Raw genomic sequence first — 17,960 nt, 5'->3', positions numbered from 1 at the left:
GTTTGCAAAACCCTTTTTGCCCGAATCTAGATTTGCGCCGCAGAATTCTTGCAAATCAAAATGAACTGGCACAAATTGAACTCATATTCTCCACCTGATCGCGAGGTATGGCCTCTGGGTGGGCGAAGTTTTTTCGACGAGCGACGCAAACGTTCGTAGTTGTTGTGTTTATAGTGAGTCGCGGGGTTCCGCGATTTGGGTTGGATTAAGTTGTGAACAGGTTTCTTGAAATCCTGATATGCCTGACACTGGGCGTGCTGACATTGCCCTTTTTTCTGATTGGCTGCGTCATCGTATTTTTCTCGGTGGGTACACCACTGATGTTCTCTCAGATCAGATCAGGCCAGAACGGCCATGATTTTCAGCTGTTCAAGCTGCGCAGCATGAAAGAGACCCGCGATCCCGAAGGGAAGCTCCTGCCAGACTCAGCGCGACAAACCCGGGCGACTGCTATCATCAGGCGCTTGCGGATCGATGAACTGCCCCAACTGGTTTTGGTACTTCAGAACAAGATGGCGTTGGTTGGGCCCCGCCCATTACTGCCGGCAACGATCAAAGATTTCGGGTCTGCAGGACAATACCGCTGTTCTGTACGGCCGGGACTGACAGGATGGGCGCAGGTTAGTGGTAACACCAATCTCAGCGACACCGAGAAACTTCAGCTTGATCTTTGGTATGTCGCCCACCGCTCACTGGGTCTGGATTTGCGCATTCTGGGTGAAACGCTCGGGGTCGCAGTGCGTGGAGAGCGTCGTCGCACCGACCGGATCGCGACGGCAAACGAATGGTTAAAGGACCATAAATTCAAGAATTTCAATCTGCAGGAGATACCCGCGTGAAGATCGTATTTGTAGGTGCAGTTGAATCTTCCCTCGGGGCTCTGGTTTCGATCTGTGCCGCAGGTCACGTTCCGAGTCTTGTGGTGACGATCCCTCCACACCTGGGCTCGCGGCACTCTGACTATGTCGATCTGTCCCCGGTTGCGCGCAAATACAATGTGCCGGTGCTGTTTACCGAGAAGACGAACTCAACCGAAACCATAGACCAGATTGCCAGCTTTGAACCTGACCTGATCCTGGTCATAGGTTGGTCTCAGATTTGCGGCCCTGAATTCCGTGCAATACCGCGTCTGGGATGTATCGGATTTCATCCTTCGGCTCTTCCGCGGCTGCGCGGGCGCGGGGTCATTCCATGGTCCATCCTGATGCAGGAAAGCAGCGTGGGGTCTTCGCTCTTCTGGCTGGGCGAAGGGGCTGATGATGGGCCTATTGCGGCGCAGGCACGATATGCAGTCGACCCTGAAACCGTGACTGCGCGTGAACTTTATGACCGCGCCTTGCGGGCAGTGTCTGGCCTGTTGCCACCGCTCCTCACGCAGATCGCCGACGGAGATATACCAGCAGAACCTCAAACGACAGCAGGTGTCAGCCTCTGTGCCAGGCGCCGGCCCGAGGATGGGTTGATCGATTGGTCACGCTCCGCCAAGGAAATTCACAGGCTGATCCGCGCCTCGGGGCCACCCTACCCCGGCGCATATTCATTTGGGTCTGACGGTCAGCGCATCGTGATGACAGCCGCAAAATACACCGAACCCGACGGATATTACATCGGCCTGCCCGGCCAGATTCAGGCTATCGACGATCAGGCCTTCACCGTGGCCTGCGGCGACGGCCGCTGTCTTGATATTCTGGAGTGGTCCGGAGCCGAAAAGCCGCCCGCATTGCATTCAAAATTAAGGAACACCTGATGATCGCCACTGACTTGTTCAACGCAGGTAAAGGACCGGTCCTTGTTGTCGCCCCTCATCCAGATGATGAGGTCCTTGGCGTCGGTGGTACCATTGCGCGCCTTGCGGATGCCGGGCGCGAGGTCCACGTTGTGGTGGTGACGCGAGGAGGGCCACCCAAGTTTCCGCTCGAACAGGTCCAGCGCATCGCAGCCGAGGCCAAACAGGCCCATGATCTGCTGGGTGTCAAACAGACCCATTGGCTGGAGTTTCCAGCCGCCGAATTGCCGGAACTGCCGCACTCGGCCCTGAATGCCAGCCTCGGAAAATTGGTGAGCGAGCTGGGCCCTGAGCTGATCTTTGCTCCGCATCCTGGCGACATCCACATGGACCATCAGCTTAGCTTTCTGTCGACACTGGTGGCCAGTCGGCCGCATCAAACAGATTATCCCGCCACAATCGCGGCCTACGAGACGTTGTCTGAAACAAACTGGAACGCGCCCTATTTGACGCCGCCCTTCGTTCCGAACGTCTTTGTCGATATATCCGAAACCATCAACCGCAAGCTTGACGCCTTTGCGCTGTTTGCAAGTCAGGTCAAACCCGCCCCGCATGAACGATCCGTCGAAAGCCTGCGCGCCCTTGCGACGTTGCGTGGAGCGACCGTGCACCGTCCCGCTGCCGAAGGTTTTGTTCTGGTCCGGTCGGTCATTTAGCAGGAGAAACGCGATGCAGAAATGGCCCGTATACGATCAGGAACAAATCGAAGCCGTTGCGCAGGTGCTCGCCTCCGGCAAGGTCAACGCTTGGACAGGCCCTGATGTTCGCGCATTCGAGGATGAATATTGCGCCTATACCGGGGCCAATCATGCAATCGCCATCGCCAATGGTACATTGACGCTGGACGCAGCTTTGCACGGTTTGAATCTGCAGCCGGGTGATGAGGTCATAGTCACTCCGCGGAGTTTCATCGCCTCAGCGAGTTCGGTCATGCTGTATGGCGCCGTTCCGATCTTTGCCGATGTCGATCCTGACACGCAGAACATCACGCCGGAAACCATCGCTCCGCTGATCACAAAACGAACAAAGGGGATCATTCCTGTCCATCTGGCCGGTTGGCCATGCGACATGCGGGGCATCATGGATCTGGCGCGAGCTCATGATCTCTGGGTCATCGAAGATTGTGCTCAGGCGCATGGGGCGATGATTGGCGAGACGCATGTTGGTACGATTGGTACCATCGGCTCATTCTCTTTTTGTCAGGACAAGATCATCACCACCGGCGGTGAGGGTGGATTGCTTGTGACCAATGATCACGACCTGTGGTCGAGGATCTGGAGCTACAAGGATCACGGCAAGGGCTATGACACCGTCTTCAATACCCCTGCCCCACCGGGATTTCGCTGGCTGCATGATTCCGGGCCAGGAACCAATCTGCGCCTGAACGGCATGGCAGCCGCCCTTGGACGCATCCAGTTACAGCGTTTGAACGACTGGCGGGCACATCGAACGGCAAACGCCCATTTGCTGCACGATGCGATGAGCACATGCCCCGCGTTTCGTGTGCCGATGCCATCAAAAGACATCACACATGCCTATTACCGGTTCTACGCCTTCGTCAGGCCCGAAGCATTGGCGACCGGGTGGGACCGTGACCGGATCATCGCCGAGATCACAGCAGCAGGTTTCCCTGCATTCTCAGGTAGTTGTTCCGAGATATATCTTGAACAGACCTTCCAAAAACACGGCATCGGACCAGAAAAGCCGCTGCCAGTTGCGCGCGAGCTTGGCGAAACCAGCCTCGCCTTTCTTGTCGACCCGGCACGATCCCAGGAGGAGGTTTCACGCATGTGCGAAGTGATCGTGGATGTGGGCAACCGTGCCCTCGCCCCGCAAATGGCAGGACAATAGAGGCGTCGATGAAACCAGTCTTAATATATCCTGCGGCGACAATTCGATACCATCTGTATCGGATGGTGGAGGTGCTGGAATGATCCTGCATGTCACCACGGATTTCTCGGGTCAGGGCGGTGCGCAGGCGATGCTTGCACGTTTGCTCTCGAAATCCCGGGAAAAAGCGGTTGTTATAGCATTGACCGAAGTGTCGGATCGCTGTCGAAACATGGCAAACAATGACCGGGTTGAATATGTCTCGCTTCGCGCGCAATCACCACTCGCGCTGCCCCGTGCGATCTGGAAAATCCGGCAGTTGATTCAGAAACATAAGCCCGATGTCGTTTTGTGCTGGATGTATCACGCAATGGTCGTGGGTCTGATAGCGGACAAATTGAGTTCCGCGCACCCTCCGGTCGTCTGGACAATCCGTCAGGCACTGGATGACCCCGATGCTTTCACCCGCAGCACACGAATTGCGGTAAACCTGTCCAAAACACTGTCCCGTTTCACAGACGGTATCATCTACAACTCGACCCGGGCGCTGGAACAGCACGAGAAGTACGGGTTCGCAGATACGCATTCCTCGGTCATTCCGAACGGGTTTATTCTGCCCAAATCGGCTCAGGACCGCTCCGGTCCTGTTCGAACATTGGGTGTTGCTGCACGCTTTCACCCGCAAAAGGACTTTGGCACGTTCTTTCGTGCCTTCGCTGACGCCCGTCGCAAGGTTCCCGATCTGAAGGCAAGACTTGCCGGTGATGGGGTCACATCAGACAATCCCGAGATTCGTGAGATGCTCTCTACCAACGGTCTGCCATCGGACAGTGTGGCGTTGTGTGGCGATCTGAGCGACATGACGGATTTCTACAACAGCATCGATGCTCTGGTTCTGTCCTCCAGAACTGAAGGGTTTCCGAACGTTATCGCCGAAGCCATGAGCTTTGGCCGCCCGGTCGTTACGACGGATGTCGGGGATTCGGCGCTGATCGTTGGCGACAATGGCTACGTCGTTCCGATGCGCGACCCAGATGCAATGGCTGATGCGATGGTACAGACCGCGAACTGGCCGGCGGAAACCTATCAGTCGAAAAGCAGGGAAGCGCAGGATCGCATCGCACGCAGATACTCACTGACGGCTATTGCGGATGCCTATGACTGCGCGCTGGCCAAGGCGATCTCAAGACGCGGGCACCCGGTTGTCCTGAAAGCCGAGTAAGGAAAGCGGATATGTGTGGCATTGCTGGATATCTTGCGTTTCAAGGCTTTGAGCCGGACAGCGCCAGACGCACGCTCAAAGCCATGTGCGACAGCATTCAGCATCGCGGACCGGATGCCGAAGGCCTGTTTGTTGATGGGGGTTCTGGTGTTGCTTTGGGCCACCGTCGGCTTTCGATCGTGGATTTGTCGGAAACTGGCGCCCAGCCCATGGATTCACCAAGTGGCCGCTTTACGATCGTCTATAACGGCGAGATTTACGGGTTTCTTGAGCTGCGCCAGCAGTTGATTGATCTCGGGGTATCTCTGCGGGGAACTTCGGATACCGAAGTTTTGCTCGCCGCGATGGATTTGTGGGGGGTGCATAAGGCACTAGAGCTTTCGCACGGCATGTTCGCCTTTGCTGTTTATGATCGCAAAGAGAACCGCGTGGTTTTTGCCCGTGACCGGCTTGGGAAAAAGCCGCTCTACATTGGCCTTAAATCTGGCAAGCTACTGTTCGGATCCGAACTGAAAGCGTTGCGCGCGCATCCCGAGTTCGGCGCACCTGCCGCCTGCCCGCGCGCACAGGCGCAATATGTCCGCTATGGCTTTGTTCCTGCGCCTCTGTCGATTTATCGCGATGTCATCAAGTTGCCTGCCGGAACCTTGGTCGAGGTGCAATTGGATGCGCCACCAACCTCAGCAGACGCTTTGTCCGAGCGTATCGAGAGTTTTTGGGATATTCGCCAATGTGCTGCCGAAGGTCTGGCAGAGCCCTACGAAGACGAAAACCATGCGTTAAAGGCAATCGAGGCCGAGCTTGGCCGTGCAGTGCAAGACCGCATGGTCGCCGATGTCCCGGTCGGTACGTTCCTGTCGGGGGGCATAGATTCCACACTGATCACTGCAATCATGCAGGAGCAAGCCCCGTCCAAGGTCACAAGCTTCACCGTCCGCTTTGAAGACAAGGATCTTAACGAAGCGGATCACGCCGCGGCGATAGCCTCATATCTGGGCACCAATCACCACGAGGTGACAGCCACTCCCCGCATGGCGTTTGATCTGCTCGACAGTTTGCCAGCGGTCTATGATGAACCTTTTGCCGATCCATCAGCGATCCCGACCTTACTGGTTTCGCAGCTTGCGCAGCGGCAACTCAAGGTCGTTCTGTCGGGCGACGGTGGCGACGAGTCATTTGGCGGTTACGAACGCTATGCCCGTATGTTGGCGATGCAGAAGCTGGCGCAAAAACTGCCCCGACCCGCCGCAGCGGCCATTGCCTCGGCACCGGGAGGCGTCAGCAAGGCGATTATGTCCGTGCTGCGCCCCGCCCTGCCCGGCTCCATGCGAGAGCAGATGACACCTGACCGCCTGTCAAAGGTGGCTGACATCGTTCGTCATCCGAATCTGCGCAGCAGATACAACTCGATGTTCAGTCTTTGGGAACCTTCTGCCGCTCTGCGTGCCCAAGTGAATGACACGGGCGTATACCAGGCCCGAGATCTTCCGAATGGGCTAAGCGATACAGACACCATGATGATGCTGGATTCCGGTATCTACCTGCCCGAAGGTATCCTGGTCAAAGTTGATCGGGCCTCCATGTCTGTTGGCCTTGAGGTGCGGGCACCGCTGTTGGATGACCGCGTTGTCGCCGCCGCCTGGCGGTCGCCGAACACACTTCGATTCAATGGCAAGGTGGGTAAAGTCGCGTTGCGCCAACTTGTCGACAAACGCATTCCCAAGAGCCTCTACGACAGGCCCAAACAGGGATTTGGCGTTCCTATGAACGAATGGCTGCGCGGACCGTTGAAAGAAGTTGCCCAAGGCGTTTTTTCAGGTGACAGCGCGGTTTGCGAGATCTTCGATCCGGCGCTTCTGCAACGGCGCTGGCGTGAACATCTTGATGGTAGCCGGAACTGGGGGCCGCATCTCTGGTTCGTTCTGGCTTACAGTTTCTGGCACCGGAGATGGATGCAATGATCCGACCTAAATCATCCGAAGTGCGACGTCTGCCTACTACCGCATGTGCCGGACATCCGGTCAAACCAACATTCGTTGTCACAAAGAAGCTGGACCCCTGCGGTTTCGACAACGTAGCCCGTAATTTGTTTGCGTGGTGACGCAAAGGTCAGAGGTAAGTTCAAAGTGCTCAAGAATTTCCTTTTAATCGCTATCAGTTGCCTGATCACATTGGCCTGTGTCGAGGTTCTTCTGCGCGTATTCGATCCTTTGAACCTGGAACCTCATTCGAGTCCAAAGATTGCAAATGTCACACTACAACATCAGGGCGTCCATTTCTGCGGGGGAGGCCCCGACCGGCTGCGTCGGCATGACACTGTCTATTCACGCGAAAACCCGCTGCAATCGTATTTCGAGTTTCGCAACGATATCGTTTCGTATCACAAATATAATGAGCATGGCTTCCGGGGAACGACCGAGCCAGAGGGCGACAAAGGGCGCATACTGGTTCTGGGCGACTCCTTCATTCGTGGCACATTGTCCGATGAAACAGAAACCATACCAGCACTCCTGACGCGCTGGTCTGAGGACGCGCATTACATCAACCTGGGCACGGGCGGCCATGGCACTTTGCAACATGATTTGACCTATCGTGAATTTAAGGATGTGTTCCCGCACGACACCGTGCTGATGTTCGTCTTCAACAGCAATGATCTGACCGACAACGTCACGTTCAGAAAATGGCAGGAAAACCCGACACCCTTCGGTCAGAAACAGACTGTCAGCCAGCAACTCAAGACCAAGATCGCGACTTTCCATGTCGGAAAGCTGGTCATACGTTTGAAATCCCTGCTGACCAACCGCGACCTCTATCCGTCTAAACCAACCGAGGATGAGACAACCCTGTTCCTGGAATCTCTGCACACGCTCAATCAGGCCGTGACCGACAAGGGCGCCCGACTGGTTGTGGTTTCCCTGCCCAGCGTCTCGGAGTTCGTGGATGAAGGCTATGTAACATTCCGCTCCGATCCAGTTGGCTACAGCGATGCGGTTCGAGCCCTGATTGAGCAATCTGCTGGCGACGAAGGCTTCATCTGGCTTGACCTGAAACCCGGACTGGAAGCCATGGCAGATCAGCTGCAGGTTCCGACCGTTGACCTGTTCGGCAGCCCGGATCATCACTTGCAGGAAGTCGGGAACTATGCGGTCGCCTCAGCGGTTGCAAAATTTCTCGAGGAAAATGGCATCGGTGCGTTTGAGATCGAAGACAGCTTTGTCAATCGCATGCAACACGCGCCCGATGCGGTGAGTTGCCCCTGAGCCTTGTCAGGCTGCAGGAGGCATGACTTGCTGTTCCAGTGTCATCGCCAACCCGGTTGGCAGTGATATCAGTGGCCCGTAGCCAAACGCATTCGCTGCTGCAGAATGGTCCAGAGCAAAGCGCGTGAAGGGTGGTTCATGATCCGGATGGATCGACAAATCCACCGGACCCGCTGGTCCAAAAGCCGCGATCACCTGACCAAGTTCAGCAAGTCGAACGGGCCCGGACCCTGCGATGTTGAAAACCCCTGTTGCGCCCGTTTCAGCTGCCATCAATGCCGCCCGGCTCAGGTCGTGGGCATGAACGAAATCTATCCTGTTCTCGGGGCCGCTGACCTCGATCCCGTGCCCGGCTCTTGCCGACTGCAACATCCGGATCAGAAACTTGTCTTCGGGCAGCCCAAATCCATAAAGCGATGACGGGCGCAAGATGGTGGCCTTCAATCCATCTGTTTCAGCACACTCCGCGATTACGCTTTCAGCCATCCGTTTGGAAGCGGCGTATGATCCACCAATCGGACCTGGGCCTATTGCAGCATCTTCGCGAATGACCCCTACGTGCGGGTCCCGGTAGACTGAACCGCTTGAGATAAATATCAGATGTACCTTCCGTCCTGCCGCCCATTGAGCCAGGTTCAGAACTGCCCTGACATTTATGTCGTAAAGGTCGCGCAAAGACGACGAGGCATCTGATTCAACACCGGTCGGTATTTTGGCCGCGCAATGGATGAAAATATCTGCCCCTTCGGTGATTGCGTCAAAGCGGGCGGTATCATTCCATTCGCTCAAATTCCATTTTTGACGGTCAATCGCAACAAACGGCACCCCGCGATCCGTAAGCAAAGCGCAGAGATGCCGACCCAGCAGACCTGTTGCACCTGTCAGTGCAACCTTCATGACCTGCGACCATAGAGGCTGAATTGCGTGCCGGGATCTGGGATCAACTCACCGGTATTTTCCAACTGGTTCAGCGCTGCAGTGGGCAACACCAGCTCGCTCCAATATCTCAAAACTGCGCTGTCCCAGGCAATCTCAGGCGAATAGGGTATCCCCTGATCGTGCTTGATGTAAAACTCGACCGGATTGAAACCGAGCTGAGAACAGAATGGTGTTGTGCCCGAGAAACGCGCGTTGATTTCAAAGACCTTTGGAACACCATCGTGATCCAGTCGCAGTTGAAAGTTGCAGGCCCCTTCAACGCCCAGCTTTTCGGCAATCGCTGTCACATAGGCCTCGACCTCGGCATTTTGTTCGGGAAATGCGCGATAGGTATCGCCGGACCGCAATATGCGCCGCAGCGCCAGAACGGGTGAAAGCTTGCCGTTGACCCCAACGATGGTGCAGGTGAATTCTCGGGTATCGTCACCGATCAGTTCCTGCACGATGATTTGTGAATGATCCCCGGGATAGGCGGCAAGCTCTTCTCGGCTGTTTGCGCGCTCAACACCAATGGATCGAAACCCGACAGCGGGTTTCGCGATGACTGGAAAAGGCAGATCGTCGATTTTCAACGCGTCGACCAATGACCAGGTCCTTGGATAAGGCAACCCGTTTTCTTTGAGAAACGCCGAAGTCAGCGCCTTGTCATCAGCGATCTGAACCGCATTCAACGGATTGACCACAACCCGCGTCCCAAACCGTTGCGCGATCTCCTCGCGTTTTTCCGCACACAAAGCCAGTTCGATATCAGTGCCCGGGATGTAGTAGTCGACGCTTTCTGCTTCGAAGATGCGCGCCAGAGATTCCAGGTATCGCGGCGACCGGCAACCCTCGACCAGAAATACCTTGTCGCAGGCGTAAAGGCCTGCAGATTGCGCCGCCATATCAGCGCCAAGGATGCGGATCGGAAGGTCTGTAATAAGCCGCAGTGATTTGATGATCCCCTGACCGACACCACCGCCTGCGCCTGTAACCAATACCGTGATCAATTCACTTCTCCATAAACGAAACAAGTTTGTCTTTGGTGGCCTTACTCAGGTCCGTCGCAGCAATCTCACGACAGAACTTTGCCCGATCAAAGTCGATGTTTGGAAGGCTCACTTTCACCTCAGACCCATCAAGCTGGATTGTGAGATAAGTAAAACCCGTTCCTCTTGGTTGTCCGACTGTACCCGGGTTCAGCAAGAGAACTTCGCCCGCGGCCGGCTTCAGCCAGACATCGGTTTCAACATTCTCGGCCCGGCCATCTGCATCGACAATCACAGCAAAGGAACGATGAGAATGACCAAAGACCCCAATACTGAACCCATTGTCGCGTAAGTTCTGCGCAGCAGGAGCCCACTGCTCAGGTTTCGACACATAAGACCAGTCGCCATATTCATACGGGTTGGCATGGGAAAACAGGATCGGGCCAAATTCATATCGTGTGCACCACGGATAGCGTTCCCATAGCGGCGGCAGATCAGCGACCTTGGCATGTGTCCAATGGACAGATTCCAGCACGAAATCCGAGATATTATCGTAAAATGCTGAATTGCCGCGATCCAGGTCGAAATAGAACTGATCGTGATTGCCACAGATAAAAACACAATTCTGTTCGGATTTCAGTTGATCGACAGCGTCCAGAACCTCTCGTGGCTGAACCCCATAGGTCAACAAATCTCCAAGCACGACCACAAGTTCAGGGTTGATCGTCTTCACCTGCGCAATCGCTGCAACCAGTGCATCTGCGTTCCCGTGAATGTCGGACAGAACGGCGATCGTCTGAATACTCATGAACTTCTTCTGCCTGCACTCTTGCGGTTGGATTCTTGTGGTCGTTCCATCGGCACTCAACCTGTTTGGATCGTACAAGGAAATCTGACCGGCACAAACTGATCCTGTCCCTGCGAAAGTCAGTGAAACCCAGAAATCAATTAAGCAATCCGCGCTGACGCAAGGATCTCACAATGGTTTCGGCGGCTACGGTCGCGCCTTTTTCATTAAAATGGGCATCTGCGGCATACATCAAGCGGGGTTCATCAGCGGCTTCGAACACCTCAGTCAGATCGATCATCTGAAGATCAGCCTGGGTCGCTGCGTCCCGAACCATGTTGCGCAAGGGATCGTGTACAAAATCCTGTGGCAACATGCCCACAAAGCGACTGATCGTAGGAATGTAGACGACCACCAGTTCTCCATCCCATTGCTCTACCATCTCAGCCGCCCGTTTCAGGACCTGACCATAAACCGGGTTCGGTTCAGCGGCTTTGGGATAGTGAAGTCCCATCACTTCGGTCGTTTTTTGCAGGGCGAAGAAGTTCCGGAATACGCGCTGCTTTCGAAGATAGTCCCGCCAGGACAAGGTGGTTCCATCCCACCATTGATCCATGTGCTGTCTGGCTGCCTCGATCTGCGGGCCAGAGCGCGCGATGACCCCAAAATCCGTTCCAGGTTCTAGCGCAGGCGCTAGCCAGGGCATCTCTTCTTCGCGCTGCAGGTTCTTCCAGTCATTGCCTGCGAAGAAGGCCATGACCGTCACATCCGGCTTGAAATAAGGCCCATACCGGCCAAGCACCGCCAACTCGAACAATGGCCCGGCGCCCCGGTGGCCTGTATTCATCAATTGCGGGATATCTTTGCGTAATTGACTCGCCAGATCGTGCCCATCTTCAAGGCAGAATCCTTCGGCAAACGAGTCACCCAGCAACATGACATCGATATCTCCGTCGTGCACAGTATCGGGGTTTCGGAACCCGTACCGGTCAGGCTGATAAGAAACCGGCTGGCCATTCAGTGAACACAGAAAGATGTCACCCTCGGTCAAAGGTGAGAGCATGGCGGTATCAAGCGTTTGGATGCCTTTTTCATTGTTCAAACGTTTGATTGTATAGGCTGGCGGTATATTTTGCCGGAATTGCCCGGTCTCGGTCGTCTCACTTACGACGCCGAACATACCAAGACGCGCGGGCAGAGACTTGACTGTCAGATAGGCCTCAAACGCGAACAATGTCGCAAACAGCGAGCTTGCGCATATGCCGACAACAAGCCTGGTATCGCCTTTGACCCGCAGGGCAACAAACAAAAGGCACAAAGCCATAAATCCCGGGACCAACACATAACGGGTAATACGCGCAATGCCCGACGCATACTCGGCAGAGTTCAAAACTGCATAGATGACAATCGCAATCAGATAGAGTGCCGGGAGCAGGCACAAAACAGCAGCGAAGCGCCCACCTTTCTCACCGTTTCCCATTTAGCCCCAACCCTTCGGTTTCATGCGAATTGTCCCCACTTAAGCTCGACCATCCATTGATCACTGCTATCGCGATCTCGAATCGTCGGCACGAAGTCCGATACCAATTGGGGCTGGTTGCGCACCGCAGACTTGCCTGTCGAAGCACGAGGATACGACCCCCTTCACCAGAAATGAGGGGAAGCAAAGAATTACAGAGGTGCTTTGCTAGACCCGCTACTCGGGCATAAAAGGAAGGGCCATCTAAGACAGGCTGGAAAACAGCGTATCTCATAAGGCGCGAATCCGATTCCAAACGCAAATTGGAACAATGTATGCTCATAGGCTAAAACACAAAATCACTAATACCAAACACAGATCGTGTTAACACAACGATCCATTATTGCAATTGAGCTTAGGGAACCCTCGCGGGGAAGTCAGGGGGAATTTAACTCTGCGATCCCCACACGACCAATTTGTTTGCGGTAAATTGCACTCTGGTCGTTGAGTATATCGTGTCTATGCATGCGGAGTGCATGAAAATTAGGGGGTCGGCTGTTCGAGCCGACCCCCCAAGTTTTAGCCGATAATCGCGTTCAGCGTCGCGCTGGGGCGCATCACGGCTGCAGCCTTTGCCGGATCGGTGTGATAGTAGCCACCAAGATCCGCAGCCGCACCCTGAGCAGCAGCCAGTTCGGACAGAATCTGCTCTTCTTTATCAGCCAGCTCTTTTGCAACCGGCGCAAACTCAGCAGCCAGTTCGGCATCCTCGGTTTGCGCAGCCAAAGCCTCGGCCCAATAGCGCGCGAACCAATAGTGGCTGTCGCGGTTGTCAGGCTGACCAACCTTACGGCTTGGCGACTTGTTGTTGTCCAGAATGCCTTGCGTCGCGGCTTCGGCTGCTGCACCCAGAACGCCCGCCTTGGCGTTGCCCTTGCTGTCAGCGAGGAAGTTCAGCGATTCACCCAGCGCACAGAACTCGCCCATCGAGTCCCAACGCAGGTGGTTCTCTTCCACCAACTGCTGCACGTGCTTGGGCGCCGAACCACCCGCGCCGGTTTCGAACAACCCACCACCGTTCATCAGTTTGACGATGGACAGCATCTTGGCCGAGGTGCCGAGTTCAAGGATCGGGAACAGATCGGTCAGGTAATCACGCAGCACGTTACCGGTAATGGCGATGCTGTCCTTACCTGCGGTGATCGTCTCCAGTGACTGACGGGTTGCTTCACGCGGGGCCATGATCAGGAATTTGTCGGCAACGCCAGCCGCCTCAAGGGCCGGTTTGACGTATTTGATCAGTTCAGCGTCATGGGCGCGGTTTGCGTCCAGCCAAAAGATTGCTTCGGAACCGGTCAAGCGCTGACGGTCCATCGCCAGCTGAATCCAGTTCTCAATCGGAGCTTTCTTAACAGTGCAAGCACGCCAGATGTCACCCTTTTCAACCTCGTGCGAATGCAACGTCTCACCATTGGCCAGAACGATACGGATCGTGCCATCGGCGGGTGCCTGGAAGGTTGTCGGGTGCGAGCCGTATTCTTCCGCCTTCTGCGCCATCAGGCCCACGTTGGCCACGGCACCGGCGGTGGCCGGGTTCAACGCGCCGTTGGCTTTGAAGAAGTTGATGGTCTCGTCATAGACGGGAGCATAGCAGCGGTCAGGAATCACACAGTTGGTGTCTCCCTTGGCGCCGGTCTCGTCCCAGCCTTTGCCACCTGCGCGGATCACCGCGGGCATCGAGGCGTCGATGATCACGTCCGACGGAACATGCAGGTTGGTGATGCCCTTGTCGCTATCGACCATGTACATGGACGGACGGCCCGCCTTGATCGCGTCGATCGCGGCCATGATGTCGGCATTGTCTTTCACGCGATCCAATAGATCACCCAGACCCGAGTTCGGGTTCACACCCAATGCGTCCAGTTCCGCGCCAAACTTCTCAAACACTGGCGCCAGCCAAGCTTTGACCGCATAGCCGAAGATGATCGGGTCCGAGACCTTCATCATCGTCGCTTTCATGTGCAGCGAGAACATGGTGCCGTCTTTTTTGGTGTCTTCAATGGCGTCCGCCAGGAACGAAGACAGCGCTTTGACCGACATGAAGGTCGCGTCGGCAACAGTGCCTTCGGCCAGCGGCCATGCGTCTTTCAGAACGGTCACGCTGCCGTCTTTGCCGACGAATTCGATTTTGGCATCGCCCGCCTGAGCAGCCGTGATGGTGGCCGATTTCTCATTGGCATAGAAATCGTTACCGGACATCGACGAAACCTTGGTTTTGCTGTCCGACACCCACTCACCCATCGAATGCGGGTTCTTCTGAGCGTAGTTCTTGACCGCACGGGCCGCGCGACGATCCGAGTTGCCCTCACGCAGAACCGGGTTCACTGCCGAGCCTTTAATGGCGTCATAGCGTGCGCGGATCGCCTTTTCCTCGTCAGTCGAAGGCTCTTCGGGGTAGTTCGGAATATTGTAGCCCTGCGATTGCAGCTCTTCGATGGCTGCAACCAGCTGCGGGACCGACGCCGAGATGTTCGGCAGCTTGATCACATTGGCATCCGGCGTCTTCACCAGCTCACCCAGAGCAGCCAGATCATCGGTGATGCGCTGATCTTCGGTCAGGTTTTCCGGGAAGGTCGCCAGAATGCGCCCGGCCAGCGAAATATCCTTGGTGCCGACACTCACGCCAGCGGCCGAAGCGAACTTGCGAATGATGGGCAGGAACGATGCGCTGGCCAGCTCCGGCGCTTCGTCTACAATGGTATACAATATATCGAAGTTCGATTTTTCTGCCATATTCCCTTACCTTTTTTAAGCCTTTCAGGGGCGTGCGATCCGAGAGTTGTGCCACAAGGAGCGTGGCGCGGGAGGAGCGGCTCAATCATACCGCTCCGTCGGTGACTCTGATTTGACAGGGCCTCCCTTAAATCAGGATCGACCCGGGATCAATCGCAGTATGGCGCGCATATTGACACGGTTGGTAGTTTAGAGGTCCAATCTGCCTTTCAAACGGCTTGGAGCCACTATTCAGCCATCCCGCCGTGGAAGCCATGAAAGCTTGAGATCATCATGATCAAAATATTGATCGATGAGTTGGTCGATCCTTGAATTTCGATCCGAAGATTTATCGATACTTGGAGTCAATCCGGAATTTTCCAAGGCGTTGATCATACCTTGCTCAGCATCTTGATTAGTTTCCTCGAAATAACTGCGGAACGCTTCGCGAGCCAAATCTCGCCTTCCAAATGTCTCGTACAAGAATGGGCGGTAAGCTAACACATATTCTTGTTCCCAGCTTGGGTTCGAGAACGTGCGTCGAATCCGATTTAGCCAAGATAGCTCTGCGGTTGCTTTGTCGGCGCGCCATTTGATATATTGATCCGCATACAGGATACCCTCTTGCTCATCTCCGACAGTAAGATGAACTGCCACAGGAGACAGTAGCTCGAAATAGACATCAGGCTGCAGCTCCGCTCTTGTCTTTGCAGCTTTCAATGCAGATTCAGCATCGCCCGAATAAAGTATGTGCAGCATAAACAACTGATCATACACCCATGCTTGCTCTGGCCATCGCACAGCTGCTTTGGATACGAGACCAAAAGCCAACTCATGGTTTCCGCTGTCGGTGTGATATGAGGCTATCTTCTCCGCTACCTCACTAATATTCGGATAGTCAGCATGTAAGCGCTCGTAAATTGCGAGAGCGGCCTCGCGCTCTCCGGTACCTTCGAGAAACTTCGCCTTTTCCCAAGTTACGTAACCCTTCTCAGGAAATGCCTGTGATACACGATCATAGTCAGCCAACGCGGCATCGTGATCCCCGCTCGCGCTCTTTATCTGCGCCCGCATGACCCAAGTCTGGTAGTTCTCTGGTTGCAGCTCCATTGCATGGTTCACATCAGCAAGCGCGCGTTCATAGTGACCGTTGTAGCTATGAGCCCAGGCCCGTCTGGTCAGAAAGAGATGCCGGTATACAGGCGCAGTATCGTCCTGTCCGATCAACGTCGTACACGCAGCAATGCGTTCGGACCGGGTTGCCTTGCTATTGATACATGTTGCCGCCAGATCATCAGGCTTCGGGCTCCCACCAAACCAAATAATTCCAGCGGCGAGAAAGGTGGTCAAAGCAGCAAGTCGTATGCGCATTCAAGCTCCAGTGCACAGTGTTTACTCGCCTTTAGATGGTATTTTTCATAAAAATTGCAAGCGTACTTGCTTGATAACCATTTGAAAAATAGCTTCTCTTCGTATCACCCTTAATGTGCAAACAATTAATACCGGGGCGGTGCCAACCCCGCCTGAAACCAGCTGACCAGCGAAACGATAGAATAGACGGGCAAGCCCGTTGCTGCCTGAATGTCGGCTGCATATGGACACATATTGGTGCATTCCAGAACCAACGCCCCAAGCTCGGGATGCGCCTCTTTCATGGCCATCGCTGCCTCAACATTATCGACCCGCGCCTTTTCAACATCCAATGTCAATTCGTTGTCGAGGATGGCTCGGGTAAACTCCTGCCCGCCTTCAGTCGTGCCGATAGGCGTGCCATCAGGAACCCGCGCCCGGGTCAGGTGGTCCTGCGTCAGGGTCGATGCCGAAATGGTCAAAACACCCGCACGCTTGCCTGCTGGCAGGAAGCGGTTCACCATCTCAACCTGCATCAGGGAAGAAGTTACAACCGGAACCGGAACCGCCCTGGCCAATTCATCCTGAAACAAAGACAGAAACCCGCAATTGGTGGTGATGCCATCCACCCCGTCACGCACAAGATCACGGGCAGCATCTATAAAAGCGTCCAGCATACCCTCGGCCTTGCGCCGAACCACCAGATCGGGCGAGGCATCGCGGACGATGCGATAATGCACCGGAAAGGGCCAGGTCAGGGCGTTACCCATGTCGCCGGGGATGCGCGGGAAACGGGCGTCCAACATCAGGATGCCGACCGAAGCGCCGTAAACAGATTTTCCGCCCTTAGCGATCATACCTTATCCCTCGCCTATGATACGTGCCGAAATGTCGTCCGAGCCTTCCATGTAGATGTTGGAAATCCCGTGACGCACAGCATCCTGAACCTGATCCATCCGCTTGACGATATGGCGACCCAATGTCGCCGCCGCTGCATCGGCATCGCGGTTCATCAACGCTTGCATGACTTGTTTGTGTTCCTCTTTCGACCGTTGAACCCGGTCGAGGCTCATGGAAATCCAGCGGATGTAGCGAATACGTTCATTGATCCGGCGCAGAGTCTCCAACAGTTCGGCATTCCCCGAAAGTTTGGCGATCCCAAGATGAAATGCTTCGTCCCTGCTGACAGCTTCTTCGACAGTTAGGCCGGTGATATCGATCCCGGTTTCATAAAGCTCATTGCTCAAGGAGCGGAGTTCTTCGTCAGACGCTTTTGCACAGGCTGATCGGACCGCTGCGACTTCGATGATCTGCCGCAGCTCGAAAAGATCGTAAACGCTTTGTGCATGCAGAGGCCGGCAAAAGAACCCCTGCCCCGGTCGAAAATCGAACATCCGCTCAGCGACCAGTCTGTTCAGCGCCTCGCGCAAGGGTGTGCGGCTGACATCCAGCTCTTTGGACAGCGCAACTTCGTTAAGCCGATCACCGGGCCGCAGGCGAAACGATACGGCCATCGCCTTTACCTGCTCATAGATATCATCAACGCGTGGCCCAGCCATGAAACCGCCTTTTCCTGCTTTTTGCACA

15 protein-coding genes are annotated in these 17,960 nt (G+C 55.2%); 7 read left to right on the top strand and 8 right to left on the bottom strand.

Annotation, left to right across the window (positions count from 1 at the left end):
- Nucleotides 1-212: 212 nt before the first annotated feature.
- From GOX61_RS11120 to GOX61_RS11090, 7 genes are all read left to right on the top strand, one after another.
- A complete protein-coding gene (locus GOX61_RS11120; protein WP_170333708.1) occupies nt 213-839 on the top strand; it encodes a sugar transferase in 627 nt (208 codons plus the stop codon).
- The gene (locus GOX61_RS11115; RefSeq protein ID WP_170333706.1) at nt 836-1,747 is read left to right on the top strand and encodes a methionyl-tRNA formyltransferase; all 912 of its coding nucleotides are present in this window, start codon (nt 836-838) and stop codon (nt 1,745-1,747) included. Before GOX61_RS11120 ends, GOX61_RS11115 begins: the two co-directional genes overlap by 4 nt.
- Nucleotides 1,747-2,442 (top strand): PIG-L deacetylase family protein, encoded by a 696-nt coding sequence (locus GOX61_RS11110; protein ID WP_170333704.1) that lies wholly within the window; start codon nt 1,747-1,749, stop codon nt 2,440-2,442. Before GOX61_RS11115 ends, GOX61_RS11110 begins: the two co-directional genes overlap by 1 nt.
- A gap of 13 nt (nt 2,443-2,455) precedes the next feature.
- On the top strand, nt 2,456-3,637 hold the full coding sequence (locus GOX61_RS11105) for a DegT/DnrJ/EryC1/StrS aminotransferase family protein (protein WP_170333702.1): 1,182 nt from the start codon (nt 2,456-2,458) through the stop codon (nt 3,635-3,637).
- A 79-nt stretch (nt 3,638-3,716) separates the two neighbouring features.
- On the top strand, nt 3,717-4,838 hold the full coding sequence (locus GOX61_RS11100) for a glycosyltransferase (RefSeq protein WP_170333700.1): 1,122 nt from the start codon (nt 3,717-3,719) through the stop codon (nt 4,836-4,838).
- 11 nt (nt 4,839-4,849) lie between these two features.
- Complete coding sequence (gene asnB, locus GOX61_RS11095) at nt 4,850-6,799, top strand: asparagine synthase (glutamine-hydrolyzing) (protein ID WP_170333699.1); 1,950 nt, start codon at nt 4,850-4,852, stop codon at nt 6,797-6,799.
- A 165-nt stretch (nt 6,800-6,964) separates the two neighbouring features.
- Complete coding sequence (locus tag GOX61_RS11090; protein ID WP_170333697.1) at nt 6,965-8,098, top strand: SGNH/GDSL hydrolase family protein; 1,134 nt, start codon at nt 6,965-6,967, stop codon at nt 8,096-8,098.
- Nucleotides 8,099-8,104: 6 nt separating this feature from the next.
- On the opposite strand, the gene GOX61_RS11085 is transcribed toward GOX61_RS11090, so the two are convergent.
- The 8 genes from GOX61_RS11085 to GOX61_RS11050 form a co-directional block, all read right to left on the bottom strand.
- Entirely contained in the window at nt 8,105-8,995 is an 891-nt protein-coding gene (locus tag GOX61_RS11085; protein ID WP_170333696.1) for an NAD-dependent epimerase/dehydratase family protein, read from the bottom strand.
- Complete coding sequence (locus GOX61_RS11080) at nt 8,992-10,026, bottom strand: ATP-grasp domain-containing protein (RefSeq protein WP_170333695.1); 1,035 nt, start codon at nt 10,024-10,026, stop codon at nt 8,992-8,994. The genes GOX61_RS11085 and GOX61_RS11080 overlap by 4 nt, the downstream gene beginning before the upstream one ends.
- Nucleotide 10,027: 1 nt before the next feature.
- Entirely contained in the window at nt 10,028-10,813 is a 786-nt protein-coding gene (locus GOX61_RS11075; RefSeq protein ID WP_170333693.1) for a metallophosphoesterase family protein, read from the bottom strand.
- 136 nt (nt 10,814-10,949) lie between these two features.
- Entirely contained in the window at nt 10,950-12,272 is a 1,323-nt protein-coding gene (locus tag GOX61_RS11070; protein ID WP_170333691.1) for a GDSL-type esterase/lipase family protein, read from the bottom strand.
- Between the two features lie 558 nt (nt 12,273-12,830).
- Nucleotides 12,831-15,044: an NADP-dependent isocitrate dehydrogenase gene (locus GOX61_RS11065; RefSeq protein ID WP_170333689.1), complete on the bottom strand. Its 2,214-nt coding sequence runs from the start codon at nt 15,042-15,044 to the stop codon at nt 12,831-12,833.
- Nucleotides 15,045-15,275: 231 nt separating this feature from the next.
- Nucleotides 15,276-16,394, bottom strand: a complete 1,119-nt coding sequence (locus tag GOX61_RS11060) for a tetratricopeptide repeat protein (protein ID WP_170333687.1) — start codon at nt 16,392-16,394, stop codon at nt 15,276-15,278.
- A 125-nt stretch (nt 16,395-16,519) separates the two neighbouring features.
- Complete coding sequence (locus tag GOX61_RS11055; RefSeq protein WP_170333684.1) at nt 16,520-17,230, bottom strand: aspartate/glutamate racemase family protein; 711 nt, start codon at nt 17,228-17,230, stop codon at nt 16,520-16,522.
- 3 nt (nt 17,231-17,233) lie between these two features.
- Entirely contained in the window at nt 17,234-17,932 is a 699-nt protein-coding gene (locus tag GOX61_RS11050) for a GntR family transcriptional regulator (RefSeq protein ID WP_170333682.1), read from the bottom strand.
- Nucleotides 17,933-17,960 lie beyond the last annotated feature (28 nt).

The organism is Ruegeria arenilitoris, from assembly GCF_013030265.1.
GTDB classification, from domain to species: Bacteria; Pseudomonadota; Alphaproteobacteria; order Rhodobacterales; family Rhodobacteraceae; genus Ruegeria; species Ruegeria arenilitoris_E.
Note: the sequence above shows the minus strand (reverse complement) of the source record. Positions and strands in the feature narration are given on the sequence as shown.